Below are 13,827 nucleotides of genomic sequence, written 5' to 3'. Positions count from 1 at the left end.
CTCGTCCTCATCACTCTAGCAGGGATCAGTAAGTATGACTGTTGATAACACTCAACCTCTTATCAATCATTTAATAGTACTACGCAAACGGTTATTGAATTGTATCGTCACCGTATTAATCGTTTTTTTGGTATTAGTGTATTTCGCCAATGATATTTATCAATTAGTCTCTGCACCGTTAATCAAACAACTACCACAAGGTGCCAATATGATTGCGACTGACGTTGCGTCACCTTTTCTCACCCCCATCAAGCTAACTATAATGGTATCATTGTTTATTTCTGCTCCATTCATTCTTTATCAGGTTTGGGGATTTGTCGCACCGGCCTTGTATAAACATGAACGCCGCCTAATCTTACCATTACTGGCTTCGAGTAGTGTCTTATTCTACCTGGGCATGGCATTCGCGTATTTTATTGTCTTTCCACTGGCATTCAGTTTTTTCGCAAAAACTGCACCAGCGGGTGTCTTAATAGCAACAGACATCAATAACTATCTTGATTTTGTTATGGCGTTATTTGTAGCCTTTGGTGTTTCTTTTGAAGTGCCTATCGCCATTATTTTACTGTGTTGGAGTGGTGTGACTACGCCGGACGATTTAAAGAAAAAACGCCCATACATATTAGTCGGTGCCTTTGTCATTGGGATGCTACTGACTCCACCTGATGTTTTTTCACAAACATTACTCGCTATCCCAATGTATTTGCTATTCGAAGTCGGTGTTTTCAGCGCCCGTTTTTATCCGCTAAGACAGCACCACACCTCCATGGAAGAATAATGACTTCTTGCAAAACCTACTATGTACTGCAAATTCTGCGTTACCGGGTACTCGTAGTCCTCATATCAAGTACATTTAATAAATTTCGTAAAAAAAAAGATATATACAAATTGCGGTATTCAATCAAAAAAATGATTTTTTATTTTTCCTAAATAGAGATTTATTTTTTATCTTTGCTTATTGATCAAACGGTTATTAAAAACTCATCAACGCTCAGTAATCAAAAGAGCGTGTTCTATGCTTGACATTGAGCACTGTTAATCACTTATAATCTGTATGGTTTTAACACATTGGCCTACGGCGGGGTGTTTATGAAAAACTTTAATCTGAAAGATCACATCAATGTCAGTAGAACTCAAAGTTCGACTGTTGAAGTCCCCTCACAACTTATGTCACTCGTATCAATGTTTAAAAAAAATGATAAACCTTGGGCAATTAAAAATTCAGCATCACAATATATGTATGCGAACGATGCCTACCTTAGCATGTTAAATTTAACCCATAAATTTAATATCGAAGGTCGATCAGATGGTGAAATACCCCATTCTACTGCTGAATTCGCGCTTTACTTTCAGCAACATGATCGTAAAGTTCAAGAACTGAAAAGAAGTTTATCTTCACTTGATATTCATCCTTACGGACCTCAGCAAATAATTCAACCCTATCTTTGTGAAAAATTCCCTTATGATGACGGAGAAGATGTCAAGATCATCGTTCATGCTAACAAATACCACTTCTTTTCCGATATGTTTTTTATAAATAGGAAATTGCCACACTCGCTGGTTTTTAGTCCACCGGAAAATTTATTTACCCGTAGCGAGCTTGACGTACTATTCTTGGCCGTGCGCCGCATGAAAGCGAAAGAAATAGGAAGAGTACTGAGTCGTTCTCACAGGACAGTAGAGAATAAATTGCGAGCCATTTATCGAAAAACCGGTATTCATTTTTTGGGTCAACTCATAGAATTCTGCCAAACAAAAGGTTTTGACAGATACGTCCCGCCTAGATTTCTGCGACCTTGTAGCCTGCTACTTGATTGTGATGATACGACGTAACTGTCATTCAAACACGACTGGAACCCACACAATTCATTAATTAGAATACTATTAGCACTTGAGTTATGAACATCATCGGAGCATCACTATTCGCGTCAATATTCGACCGTTAAGCCTGTTGCTCATCACCAATAGTGTGTACATGCTTACAGCATCTCGTATCATAAAGAAACAAGTAAAAATGGATTATTTAAATAAAGAAAACATTGAGCATATCGCAGTCGGTGCATCAGTTCTTGCCAGTGGTGGAGGCGGAGATCCTCACATTGGCAAACTCATGGCATTGAATGCACTAAAACAATATGGGTCCATTACACTCCTCTCGGTTGATGAACTAGAGCCAGATGCGCTTATCGTTTCTACAGGAACCATTGGCGCGACTATGGTCTCATTCGAAAAGTTAGCTAATGGTGAAGAATCGGTTACCGCTTGCCGGTTGATTGAAAAATACTTAAATAGAAAAATTTCGGCAATTTATCCTATTGAAATAGGGGGTATTAACTCACTGTGGCCTCTGGCAACAGCTGCTCGTCTTGGTGTGCCACTCGTTGATGTTGATGCGATGGGAAGAGCTTTCCCCGAGTATCACATGACTACACTCTCTCTTGGTACGGTTAGCGCTTCCCCTTTGGCTATCGTAGATGCAAAACTTAACATAAGTTTAATTCAAACGCAGGACAATCATATTACAGAAAAGCTTGCGCGCTCCCTATGTGCTGAAATGGGCGGCACTGCCTTCCTTGCCGCCTATCCCATTAGCCCTAATGACGCCAAAAAATCTGGTATTTTGGGTACACTTAGCTTTGCGCAACAGATTGGTGAAACGATAGAACGAGCACGAAATACTAAAGCGAATATTGTGCAAACATTGGCAGCGTTATTGCGGGGTTTTGTATTATTTCACGGAAAAATTACCAAGGTAGATCAACGTACTGTAGGAGGGTTTACCCGTGGTGTCGTCTATTTCGCAGGCACCGATAAGGATAATGGAAAAACGTTTGAAATATTTTTTCAAAATGAATATCTGCTGGCGCGAAGCGCAGAACGTACCTTATGCACTACCCCTGACCTGATTACTTTACTGGATGAAGAGACAGTAACACCGATCCTCACTGAACGATTACGCTACGGTATACGTGTTGTGGTGTTGGGGATACCTGCTAATGAAAAATGGAGAACAGCGCGTGGCATTGAGGTCGCGGGACCTGGTTACTTTAACTACGGCATAGACTATATACCGCTTGAAGAACGGGTCACCTCGAGCACTCGCGCCTAGGCATCGCATACGATCGTGTTGATAAGCATCTGAATGCTTTCCACATACAAAAAACGGCACCACCAGGTGCCGTTTTATATTTCTAAAGCAAAATCTTAAAGGTTTCATGAACCCGTTATCTGGCGCAGTTTATTTCACAGCCTCACGTAACCCTTTACCCGGTTTAAAGTGTGGAACGCATTTACAGTCCATCTCAACCGGTTCGCCGGTTTTAGGATTACGGGCACAACGTCGAGCACGATGGCGGAGCTTTAAACTACCAAATCCTCGCACTTCCATATGCTCACCTCTGGCTAAGGTCCCCACAACATGATTCAACATTTCGGTTACAACTTCTGCAACGACTTTATTTGGTAGTCTAGTTTCCTTGTCAGCTATTCTCTTAATCAAGACAGACTTGGGTACCTCTGGCTTCTTCTTGGGTGTTTCTATCATATTACCTCCAAGTTCTTAGCTAAACCGCCTAACAGGGATGGAAAAACCGTAGCGGTTATTCCTGTTATCACTATTCGCCTTTTGCCACTTTGAACGCTTCGGCCATAGCATTAGAAAAATTGCCTTCTTCTTGCTTACTGTTATTGCTAACAGCTGCTACTACGGTTTCTTTCTCGTTGGTTTCGTCCTTAGCACGAAGAGACAACATGATGACACGGTTCTTACGGTCAACGCTGGCGTATTTGACTTCGATGGCATCACCCATCTTTAGAGTCGACATGATATCTTCAGTGCGATCACGAGCGGTGTCGGAAGCACGTAGACACCCTTCTACACCATCCGCCAGTTTAACTGTAGCACCTTTAGCATCAACTGCTGTAATTTTACCCGGCACTATAGCCCCTTTCTTATGCACTGATAGGTAACTATTGAATGGGTCTTCTGCCAGTTGCTTTATACCTAAGGAGATACGCTCGCGTTCTGCATCAACTTGTAAAACTATGGCGGCGATTTCATCACCTTTTTTGTATTTACGCACTGCTTCTTCACCGGGTTCTTCCCAAGAGAGATCAGACAAATGAACCAGGCCGTCGATACCGCCATCTAAACCGATAAAAACACCAAAGTCAGTGATGGATTTGATTTTTCCTTCAACACGGTCATTTTTACTGTGAGTTTCTGCAAACTGTTCCCACGGATTCATTTTGCACTGTTTCAGACCGAGGGAAATGCGGCGACGGTCTTCATCAATATCAAGTACCATCACTTCAACTTCATCACCAACGTCAACCACTTTAGATGGATGAATGTTTTTATTTGTCCAGTCCATTTCGGAAACGTGTACCAAACCTTCAACGCCTTCTTCGATCTCTACGAAGCAACCGTAATCAGTCAGATTAGTGACTCGACCCGTCAACCTAGTCTTTTCAGGGTAACGCTTAGCAATGGCAACCCAAGGATCTTCACCCAATTGTTTCAGGCCTAGTGATACACGAGTACGTTCACGGTCATATTTCAAAATTTTGACTTTTATTTCGTCGCCTACGTTGACAATCTCACCGGGGTGCTTAACGCGTTTCCAAGCCATGTCAGTAATGTGTAACAAGCCATCGACGCCACCCAAATCAACAAATGCACCGTAATCAGTCAGGTTTTTAACGATACCCTGAACTACCGCGCCTTCTTGCAGGTTTTCCAGCAATTGATCACGTTCGGCGCTGTTTTCCGATTCGATAACGGCACGACGCGAAACCACAACGTTGTTGCGTTTTTGATCCAGCTTGATAACTTTGAATTCAAGATTTTTGCCTTCTAGATGCAACGTATCACGAACAGGACGGACATCAACCAATGAACCAGGTAAAAACGCGCGGATGCTGTCGATCTCAACAGTAAAACCACCTTTCACTTTGCCGTTAATGATACCGCTAACGGTTTCTGCATTTTGATAAGCTTTGCCCAGACTCACCCATGCTTCGTGGCGTTTAGCTTTCTCACGGGATAACAATGTTTCACCAAAGCCGTCTTCGATTGCATCTAGTGCAACGTCAATTTCGTCACCAACCTGGATTTCCAGTTCACCTCGTCCATCCCTGAACTGTTCCATGGGAATCGCTGATTCAGATTTTAGACCGGCATCAACCAGTACGACACCTTTACCGATAGAGACAACAACACCACGGACGATAGAACCAGGACGTGTTTGAATTTCTTTTAGGGATTCTGCAAAGAGTTGAGCAAAAGATTCTGTCATTTTAATGATCTTCAAGGGTTATCGTATAACTTCCATCTAGCCTCCCGCCGAATGGGGTTGTTTCATATGTCTCACCACCGATCCTTGGTAGCAAGGTTAATTAACGCTTTTTGCCTGCTAGTACAGGCTTATCGACGCCTCCCGTCTTAATACCCCCACAGGGATGGCTAAATTTTTTTTCGAATATAGGCCAATGACTCTGTGAACACCTGCTCAATAGACATCTTGGTTGCATCCAGTACCAAGGCGTCCGCTGCGGGGACCAAGGGCGCAACAGACCGATTGCGATCACGATTATCACGCTCTTGTATATCGACTAAAAGACGCTCAAAGTTAACATTAAACCCCTTTTCCTGCAACTGTAGAGTACGCCGCCGTGCACATTCTTCTACGCTAGCAGAGAGAAATATTTTAACAGGAGCATCCGGAAACACTACCGTACCCATATCACGACCGTCAGCAATCAAGCCGGGTTTTTTGCGGAATTCCCGTTGGCGACGCAATAGTGCCTCACGGATCCGTGGAAATGTTGCTATTTGAGACGCTCTGTTACCTATGGCTTCAGTGCGGATTTCATTGCTGACATCCTCACCTTCTAGAATAACTTGCAATTGCTTGTTGTTTGAGACAAAGCAAACATCGAGATTTGCGGCAATGGGAACCAACGCTTCTTCGGTATTGATATCAAGTTGATGATGTGAAGCTGCCAGTGCTAAAACACGATAAATAGTACCAGAATCCAGTAAATGCCACTTTAGCAATTCAGCTAATGCGTTGCATAATGTGCCCTTACCCACTCCACTAGGTCCATCAACGGTTATCACCGGGACTATCACCGTCATTTTTTCTCTCCTATCACTGAACCTCATGTTAGCCCGATAGGGCTAACACCGGCGCGGCATTATACGCTTTATCGTTACTAAACGTTAACTCTATAGCTGTTTAAAAAAAATGTAGGAACCTATTAAAAATCTATTACGTTTCTTAATTAGACCTTTTGCATAACCTGCTAAGTGGTGTGAATTCGGTATTACACGGTACTAAAGCTTCATGTATTCGCATGTACACAGCGGCTACTGTAAGCTCTGACTTCACATAACGAACAACGGTTTTGCAAGAGATCTATTGATGCAAACGGCTGAAATACTGAAAATAATCAGGGAAAGTTTTGTTAACACAATGAGGATTTAGCAGAGTTATCGGGATATCCGATAGTGCCACCAGTGAAAAGCACATTGCTATACGATGGTCGTTATAGGTGTTTATTTCAGTAGAAATGAACTTTTCTGGCGGAGTAATACGGATGTAGTCTGTGTTTTCTTCTACTTTGGCACCTATTTTCCGTAGTTCTGTCGCCATCGCGGATAAACGATCCGTTTCTTTCATTCGCCAGTTATAAATATTACGTAGGGTAGTGGATCCCGTAGCAAACAATGCGGTAGTCGCGATAGTCATAGCGGCATCAGGTATTGGGTTCATATCCATATCGATACCGTGTAATTGGCCGCGGCAGCATTCAATATAATTTTCGCCCCACTTTATCGTTGCCCCCATTTTTTCCAGCACCTCGGCAAATTTGATGTCACCCTGTATGCTTTTTTTGCCAACACCCGTCACCCGGACCATGCCACCCTTAATCGCTGCGGCTGCTAAAAAATATGAAGCTGAAGAAGCATCCCCTTCCACATGATATTCCCCGGGCGAATGATAGTGCTGCCTACCCTTGATATAAAATTGTTGATAATTTTGTTGGTAAACGTCAACGCCGAAAATTTTCATTAAATGCAGCGTGATATCGATATAGGGCTTAGATACCATATCACCCTGAATCTGAATATGGGTATCTTGAGCTGCCATGGGAGCTGCTATCAATAATGCACTGAGGAACTGGCTGGAAATACTGCCATCAAGCGTCAAATTACCGCCACAAAAACCGCCCGTTAAGCGCAGTGGTGGATAATTGTTCTGTTCTAGATAGCCGATTTGTGCCCCCCCCTGACGCAATGCGTCAACCAAATGTCCAATGGGTCTCTGTTTCATGCGTGTTTCACCGGTCAAAATAATCTCATTATTACCTAGGCACAGAACAGCGGTGAGAGGGCGCATCGCAGTACCTGCATTACCCAAAAAGAGTTGCGGAGTGTCGTTGGCAAAAGGTGCATGGTTGGCAAACAGCGCTCTGCCTAATCCATTAATTTCGCAGTGAGTCTTGTTAATAGCAAGCTGATAAGTGACACCCAGCGTTTTTAATGCTTTAAGCATGTGGTGAATATCATCGCTGTTTAACAAATTGTGGATCCGGGTCGTCCCCGTCGCCAATGCCGCCAATAGCAACACCCGGTTAGAGATGCTTTTCGAACCGGGTAAATTAAGAGTACCGTTAACCAAAGGGATAGGTCGTAGCGTTAAGGACTCATTCATGAGGACATTGCTCAAACTCAGACATAAAATTGACCAATGCTTTTACACCATCAAGTGGCATAGCGTTATAAATAGAAGCTCTCATCCCGCCAACTGCAGAATGGCCTTTTAATGCCTGTAAGCCTCGCTTTTTGGCTTTTTTTAGGAAAATTTCATCCAACATAGGATCAGTCAATTGGAAAGGCACATTCATCACTGAACGGTTATTCCCGGCAACCTTGTTACGATAAAGCTTGCTGTTATCAATGAATGAATACAACAAGTTAGCCTTAACCTTATTGCGTTTTTCCATCTCGGCAAGGCCGCCTTGTTCTTTTAGCCATTTAAATACCAAACTGGCGAGGTACCAGGCAAAAGTAGGGGGGGTATTAAACATAGAGTTGTAATCGGTCAACGTTTTATAATTAAGAATAGAAGGGGTTAGCGGGTGTGCTGTGCCCAGTAAATCCTTACGTACAATCACGAGCGTTAATCCTGCGGGTCCAATATTTTTTTGCGCCCCGGCATAGATCACGCCATAGCGACTCACGTCTATCGGGCGAGAAAGCAACGATGAAGAAAAATCGGCAACCACAATTTTACCCGGAAAATTCGGTTGTTCATCGATGGTGATACCGTCGATGGTTTCATTCGGGCAATAGTGCACATAAGCGGCATCATCATGTAATGACCATTGACTCATAGGTTTAACACCACTTCGTCCATCGGTACATGTGGTAGTAATGTTAACTACCTTGGGTTTGCAATAACGAACTGCTTCTTTGATCGCGCTGTTCGCCCAAAAACCGCCATTAACATAATCGGCAGTTGTGTTGGTACCCAACAGATTAAGTGGAACTGCCGCAAATTGTCCCCTGGCTCCACCTTGACAAAACAGCACCTGATAATTACTGGGAATATTTAATAGCTCGCACAGATCTTTTTCAGACTCCTGAGCTAAAGCAAGAAATTCTTTACTACGATGGCTGATTTCCATCACAGAAGTGCCTAGATCCTGCCAGTTAGATAATTCTTTTGCCGCACGGTGCAACACCTCGGCAGGTAGCATCGCGGGTCCCGCGCTGAAATTATAAATTGTGGCCATTTTATCACCTGTTGGTTAACATTAATCACTACGTAGCAGCTTTAATACTGGCGTGACATCGGGCATCACACCATGCCAAAGTTTAAATGCATGTGCCGCTTGGCTAACTAGCATACCTAAACCATCGGTATAGTGTATTGCGCCATGCTTCGCGACCCAAGTGAGAAAGGGGGTCAAACCTGATTGATAGCACAAATCATAGCAACCTGTATCATTGGATATAATAGAGGCAGGCAATCTGGGCATGTCATTATTCATCGCCGAACCAGTGGCATTGATAATTAAATTAAATTTTTCTCCGGCTAATGCCATCATGTCCCATGCATCAACATGCTGTTTAAAATGTTCTCTGAGCTGTTGTGCACGACTAAAAGTGCGATTGGTGATAACGATATGGCAACCATACGAGAGTAAAGGCGGGATGATCCCACGAGCTGCGCCGCCAGCTCCGATCAATAGGATACGATCTTGTGTCTGGATTAAATTCAGCCTCACAAGATCACTCAATAAGCCCATGCCGTCGGTATTATCGCCAAGCCATCGTTCGTCGTCTAAACGCTTTAAAGTATTCACTGCACCCGCCAGTGCTGCTCTTTCAGTAAGCTGGTGGCATAGCTCATAGTGACAGCCCTGTTTATGGTGACGAAATAGCGCGTAGGCGCGTTCCTTAAACGGCATGGTAATATTAGCCCCTTGTGCACCAGCAGCAAAAAAAGCGGTCAACGTTGCTTCAAAATCAGCATGGGTCGCCAGTATCGCACTGTACTGCTGCGAAATACCGGTTTGTGCGGCAAAAAGCGCATGAATTTTAGGTGATTTACTGTGTTCGATAGGATTACCAAAAACTGCAAATTGCGGCATATTTTTTCTCTATGAAACCTTTTTGTGAGTCCATGAGGATCGCGAGCACCCGGTAACACAGAATTTGCAGCAGGTAGTAGGTTTTGCAAGAAGTCTACTGTTAGCTTAGCCCTGACGCACTTGTTTGCCGGTTAAGCTATCTCTGATTTCAGAAGGCTTTTCACGACCGCCAATCTGTCCGGATAACACAGGTAAAACTGTGCCAAATTGCATTTTAACTTCGCTCTCACTGCGGCAAGGTTGGCAACCACTTAAATTCGCACTGGTTGAAACCACCGGCTTACCATAATAAGTACAAAGCTGTTGCACTAGCGGATGATCAATCACCCTGACGGCGAGCGAGTTGAAGCGTCCGGTCAACCAACAAGGCGTCTCTGAACGAGCAGGGATCACCCAGGTGACGGCGCCTGGCCAGCTGGCAAAGACATTTTGCCGCTGTACCCTATTCAGTTGTGTATCATCCACATAAGGCCTTAACTGATCATAATTCGCTGCCACCAAAATCAATCCTTTTTCCCGAGGACGTCGTTTTAAGGCTAATAAGGCATCAACGGCCTTTTCGCTATCAGGATCACAGCCCAGGCCGAATACGGCTTCTGTCGGATAGGCAATCACTTCTTCACGTTGCAATGCTAACACTATGTTAGCCATATTTTTATTTATCACAGAGGCTTTTCTTATTTTCTACCCAGAGATAAAGATCGTTCACGGTATTAATATCAATGATATCTTCTTCATTCATATCAAGCTTCAGTTGCTCACTGATCATGATCACCATATCGATCAGTGCGATGGAATCTGCGTATAATTCATCAACCAGGTGCTTTTCACCACTGATATCCTGCTCGTCACATCCTAGACAAGCAACCAGGATTTGGCGGATGACGGCCTCGTACTCAGTTTTACCACTCTTCTTCATCCTTCGATCCCCAATCTTCTTCATTACTAGGCGCAGTACTCGACGTCATAATCTCCGACATCCAAGGTTTATACAAGGTCTTAAAGCCGAAGCTTTCCATGATTTTATCATCATCTTTAGCGGCATCTTGTGCCTTGAGTCTATCGTCAAGTTTTGCCTCAGAGATAACCTTTTCTTTAAAAGATTGCCTCAATATTCTTATCCTTTGGGGTTCTCGGTAAGACTCTTTAGCAGAATCTATAGCGGATTTTTTATAATCAGACTCAAACCGATAGAAAGCTTCTTTTAATCCCTGGGATCTAGCATCAAAATCATCAGGACGGGTGGCATTTTTATCAAGATCATCCATTAACGTTTTAATTCTATCCCTCAGTCGCAGAGGAGGCTTGCTTTCATTCGATGAAACCGAGCCTGAATCATAAAATACCCCACCAATAGACTCTATCATAGCTTTTCCTTCTCAGTCTTTACATCTGTGTCATTGTTTAATTGAGCAGCGTCAAATTTTGTTTGAAAAACCTCTCTCAGTTGTTGTAAAGCATTTTGTGAGAGTTGGCGGCATTCTGTCATCGCCTCATTGGCCAGTGATAAACCGGTAACGGCTTGTTCAAGAAATTCATCGGGAACAAATTCAGCAATGTGATCAGCGTATTTAATGACAAACCTGGTTTCTTCATGGTATTCAATGTTTATCGGTTTACTCCAAGTTTCATGAAGAAATTGCAACAATTGAGCATGTCTTTTTTTGGCATAGGTTGGCAGGATTAAATGTAATACAGGCGCATTATCAACCTGTTCTTTATCTAATTTATGCAACCATTCATCTACCAGAATAATCAGTAAATCAGGGTGGTCCAGTGCGTTGGACAACATTTCTTTGGCCCGTACTTGTAAAGTCGCGTTTAATTTATCACTTAAATTATGACTCGCATCAATATATTGCGTAATATGCTGTGCCGCAGTAATCACACCTTGTTGATAACCTTCAGCGTAGGCATTCTTTTGTATTTTTTCCGCGTCTACTGTCGCCTGCTTAAGGATTTTTTTTGCACGCCAAAAGGCTTCAGACAAGATATTTTTTGCCCGTTTTTGCCCAGTTACTTGTGCCCGTGTCAGTAATACGCCTTCATGTACCGCTGAAGGAGAAAGTAAGGGAATATTTTTTAACATAGTGAATAGCCACAGTAATAAATTTGGTTAATATTTTTATTCATATTTTGTCTTAGAGACTATTCGAAATCATGCACGTAAACAGGTTTCTACTGCACCGGTCACTTTTTTGGTCAGGGCGGATATCAGTGAAACGTCAAAATTATATTCACCAAGTTCTTTTTGCAATTGAGCAAGCTCATCGGTGCTTATCCTAGGATTGGCTATTTTTGCTAAAATTTCATTTCTTCTATCAGAAAAATCTACCGCATTGGTAGCATAAGACTGAACCATACGATCTTCCAGCGAGACTATTGGGTTGTTATCTGGCGTAATATCATTAGCAACAGCCGCCATACCTTTAATATTTTCTAGTGAATGCATGATTACCTCTATGGATTGAAAGATAAAAAAAGAAAGCAGGGCAGTCCCCTGCCTTTCTGTTAACGGAAGTTACCCACAATACTCATATCAATATCTTTCAGTGCTTTTATCGTATTAGATTGCGCATTTCTGATGATGGTATAGGTACTGAGTTTTTGTTGATAGTCAGCCAGATGTGATGGTGAATCTATGTTTCCCGGTTTTTTTAATTCATTTAAAGCTTCTTTATATTTAGCTTGAGCAGAAATTACACTAGCATTAAAATCTGTAGATACGTCTGCTAAATAACTTTTGCCTCCGTTATTGAAATGTTCTACAATTTCATTGACATCCTTAATATATTCATTTTTAACTGGTGTGGGTGCAGTAGTTGACATTTTATTTTTCCTCAAATTTATAAAGGTTTAGGAAAGTACCAGTAACCAGGAGCAACCTTTATATAACCCTGATCACCGTATTTAAATGATTTGCCTTTGAGCCAATCATCTTTTAATTCAACGGAAAATTGCACATAGTGTTCGCCCCAGGTTTGCATATAATCGGTGACAAAACTACGCAGTTGTTGTAATTGACCATCATCCAGTGACCCTTGAATAATAAAGGTGACACTGCCGCTGTTATCATTGCGGGTATAAGGAATGGCCATTTTTTTAATCCCCGCTTCGGCCTGATAAGCGACTTCTGTATCACTTATCACTAGCAATTGACTTTGCTCGGCATAGGGAATTTGTTGATTCAAATTCTTTATAAGCTGTGCCCGCTGTTGATCATTAAGCTGACTGCGCTCTTCACTGATTAATATTACGGGTGATTGAGGTGTTTCTATTCTGATGCGATGGTATTTTACCGTCGGCCAATTTTCAGTTAACCATAATCCAATGCGTTGTTCTTCACTTTGTAAACTTAGCACTCTGACTGGCTTAGAAAAATGAAGACGTATCAAAGATTGCCGTGCCCATGCCACTTCTTTTTCATTATTTGCCAGAATATAAATCCAACCATCATGACCGTGAAAGATATGATATTTTCCTTCGTTATCACCGAGCAAGGATGAAAGTTCACCGCTTTGTTTTTGCTTACTGTCTCGATAGTCAAAATTAGCCACAATGATTGCCGAAATTAATGTTACTGCGCTTAAAGAGCACCAAAGAGCGGCTCGGGATTTTTTTGCTAATGGCAAGGGCGTTGTTTTTTCTTTTTCTTTTCCCGGATAAAGCAGAATTTCTTCTGCCCATTCACTGTTTATTTCTTTGACCGCAAAAACGACTTCGCCAACGGTGATTATTTGGTTAAAGAGTATCGACGCTGCCTTATTTTTTTCGCTATCGTCTTCATTATTTAGTTCACGTAATAATACGTTGGCTGGCGTTTGGTCATCAATGTTAATTTCAAAATTACTGCCTGCTGAAGTAACCGGAATAAAAATAGTATTTTCAGGAAAAATGGGTAAATGCTGTTGTGTTAACACTTAATTTTCTTTAGCCACAATAAATAATGTTTTACCGCTCGCTAGATCGAATTCACAGCCCTTTAACATACCATTGAGCAAACGAATAACGATCTGTGCTGCTGTGGTTTCTTTTTTTATTTCTCTATGCATAATCGCTTATTACTTTTTTTAGCAATCCAATGTGAAGTCTAGCCGTGTCAATATAATAATGAGAGATTAACAAATGGCGCTTGTCACATCCTGATAAGAATCTCATCAATTA

17 protein-coding genes are annotated in these 13,827 nt (G+C 42.2%); 3 read left to right on the top strand and 14 right to left on the bottom strand.

What is annotated here, in order from left to right; genetic code table 11:
• Positions 1-34 precede the first annotated feature (34 nt).
• The 3 genes from tatC (at position 35) to AAHH42_RS10625 (ending at position 3,109) form a co-directional block, all read left to right on the top strand.
• Positions 35-778 (top strand): Sec-independent protein translocase subunit TatC, encoded by a 744-nt coding sequence (gene tatC / locus AAHH42_RS10635; protein WP_342221094.1) that lies wholly within the window; start codon positions 35-37, stop codon positions 776-778.
• A gap of 311 nt (positions 779-1,089) precedes the next feature.
• Complete coding sequence (locus AAHH42_RS10630) at positions 1,090-1,833, top strand: helix-turn-helix transcriptional regulator (RefSeq protein ID WP_342221093.1); 744 nt, start codon at positions 1,090-1,092, stop codon at positions 1,831-1,833.
• Between the two features lie 181 nt (positions 1,834-2,014).
• Positions 2,015-3,109 carry a DUF917 domain-containing protein gene (locus tag AAHH42_RS10625; RefSeq protein ID WP_342221092.1) on the top strand — a complete coding sequence of 365 codons (1,095 nt, stop codon included), beginning with the start codon at positions 2,015-2,017 and terminating at the stop codon, positions 3,107-3,109.
• A gap of 129 nt (positions 3,110-3,238) precedes the next feature.
• Here AAHH42_RS10625 and AAHH42_RS10620 read toward each other — a convergent pair whose 3' ends face one another.
• The 14 genes from AAHH42_RS10620 to AAHH42_RS14855 form a co-directional block, all read right to left on the bottom strand.
• Positions 3,239-3,544 carry an HU family DNA-binding protein gene (locus AAHH42_RS10620; protein WP_072550162.1) on the bottom strand — a complete coding sequence of 102 codons (306 nt, stop codon included), beginning with the start codon at positions 3,542-3,544 and terminating at the stop codon, positions 3,239-3,241.
• 70 nt (positions 3,545-3,614) lie between these two features.
• Positions 3,615-5,297, bottom strand: coding sequence for a 30S ribosomal protein S1 (gene rpsA / locus AAHH42_RS10615; RefSeq protein ID WP_342221091.1), 1,683 nt, complete (start codon positions 5,295-5,297; stop codon positions 3,615-3,617).
• Between the two features lie 167 nt (positions 5,298-5,464).
• Complete coding sequence (gene cmk / locus AAHH42_RS10610; protein ID WP_342221090.1) at positions 5,465-6,139, bottom strand: (d)CMP kinase; 675 nt, start codon at positions 6,137-6,139, stop codon at positions 5,465-5,467.
• 280 nt (positions 6,140-6,419) lie between these two features.
• A complete protein-coding gene (aroA, locus tag AAHH42_RS10605) occupies positions 6,420-7,718 on the bottom strand; it encodes a 3-phosphoshikimate 1-carboxyvinyltransferase (protein ID WP_072550165.1) in 1,299 nt (432 codons plus the stop codon).
• Positions 7,711-8,802 carry a 3-phosphoserine/phosphohydroxythreonine transaminase gene (gene serC / locus AAHH42_RS10600; RefSeq protein ID WP_342221089.1) on the bottom strand — a complete coding sequence of 364 codons (1,092 nt, stop codon included), beginning with the start codon at positions 8,800-8,802 and terminating at the stop codon, positions 7,711-7,713. Before serC ends, aroA begins: the two co-directional genes overlap by 8 nt.
• Positions 8,803-8,823: 21 nt before the next feature.
• On the bottom strand, positions 8,824-9,663 hold the full coding sequence (aroE, locus tag AAHH42_RS10595; RefSeq protein WP_342221088.1) for a shikimate dehydrogenase: 840 nt from the start codon (positions 9,661-9,663) through the stop codon (positions 8,824-8,826).
• 105 nt (positions 9,664-9,768) lie between these two features.
• Positions 9,769-10,314: an L-threonylcarbamoyladenylate synthase type 1 TsaC gene (tsaC, locus tag AAHH42_RS10590; protein WP_072550188.1), complete on the bottom strand. Its 546-nt coding sequence runs from the start codon at positions 10,312-10,314 to the stop codon at positions 9,769-9,771.
• 4 nt (positions 10,315-10,318) lie between these two features.
• A complete protein-coding gene (locus AAHH42_RS10585) occupies positions 10,319-10,582 on the bottom strand; it encodes a phosphopantetheine-binding protein (protein WP_072550168.1) in 264 nt (87 codons plus the stop codon).
• A complete protein-coding gene (locus tag AAHH42_RS10580) occupies positions 10,566-11,030 on the bottom strand; it encodes a hypothetical protein (RefSeq protein WP_072550169.1) in 465 nt (154 codons plus the stop codon). Before AAHH42_RS10580 ends, AAHH42_RS10585 begins: the two co-directional genes overlap by 17 nt.
• A complete protein-coding gene (locus AAHH42_RS10575; protein WP_342221087.1) occupies positions 11,027-11,752 on the bottom strand; it encodes an HrpE/YscL family type III secretion apparatus protein in 726 nt (241 codons plus the stop codon). Before AAHH42_RS10575 ends, AAHH42_RS10580 begins: the two co-directional genes overlap by 4 nt.
• A 69-nt stretch (positions 11,753-11,821) precedes the next feature.
• Positions 11,822-12,115: a type III secretion system inner rod subunit SctI gene (gene sctI / locus AAHH42_RS10570; protein ID WP_342221086.1), complete on the bottom strand. Its 294-nt coding sequence runs from the start codon at positions 12,113-12,115 to the stop codon at positions 11,822-11,824.
• A 59-nt stretch (positions 12,116-12,174) separates the two neighbouring features.
• Positions 12,175-12,492, bottom strand: coding sequence for a type III secretion system needle filament subunit SctF (gene sctF, locus AAHH42_RS10565; RefSeq protein ID WP_342221085.1), 318 nt, complete (start codon positions 12,490-12,492; stop codon positions 12,175-12,177).
• Between the two features lie 17 nt (positions 12,493-12,509).
• A complete protein-coding gene (locus AAHH42_RS10560; protein WP_425286295.1) occupies positions 12,510-13,583 on the bottom strand; it encodes a PrgH/EprH family type III secretion apparatus protein in 1,074 nt (357 codons plus the stop codon).
• The gene (locus AAHH42_RS14855; RefSeq protein ID WP_425286294.1) at positions 13,584-13,715 is read right to left on the bottom strand and encodes a PrgH/EprH family type III secretion apparatus protein; all 132 of its coding nucleotides are present in this window, start codon (positions 13,713-13,715) and stop codon (positions 13,584-13,586) included.
• Between the last annotated feature and the right edge of the window lie 112 nt (positions 13,716-13,827).

The sequence above is a fragment of the Candidatus Fukatsuia endosymbiont of Tuberolachnus salignus genome (assembly GCF_964030845.1).
GTDB classification, from domain to species: Bacteria; Pseudomonadota; Gammaproteobacteria; order Enterobacterales; family Enterobacteriaceae; genus Fukatsuia; species Fukatsuia symbiotica.
This window is presented reverse-complemented; position numbering and strand designations above follow the sequence as displayed.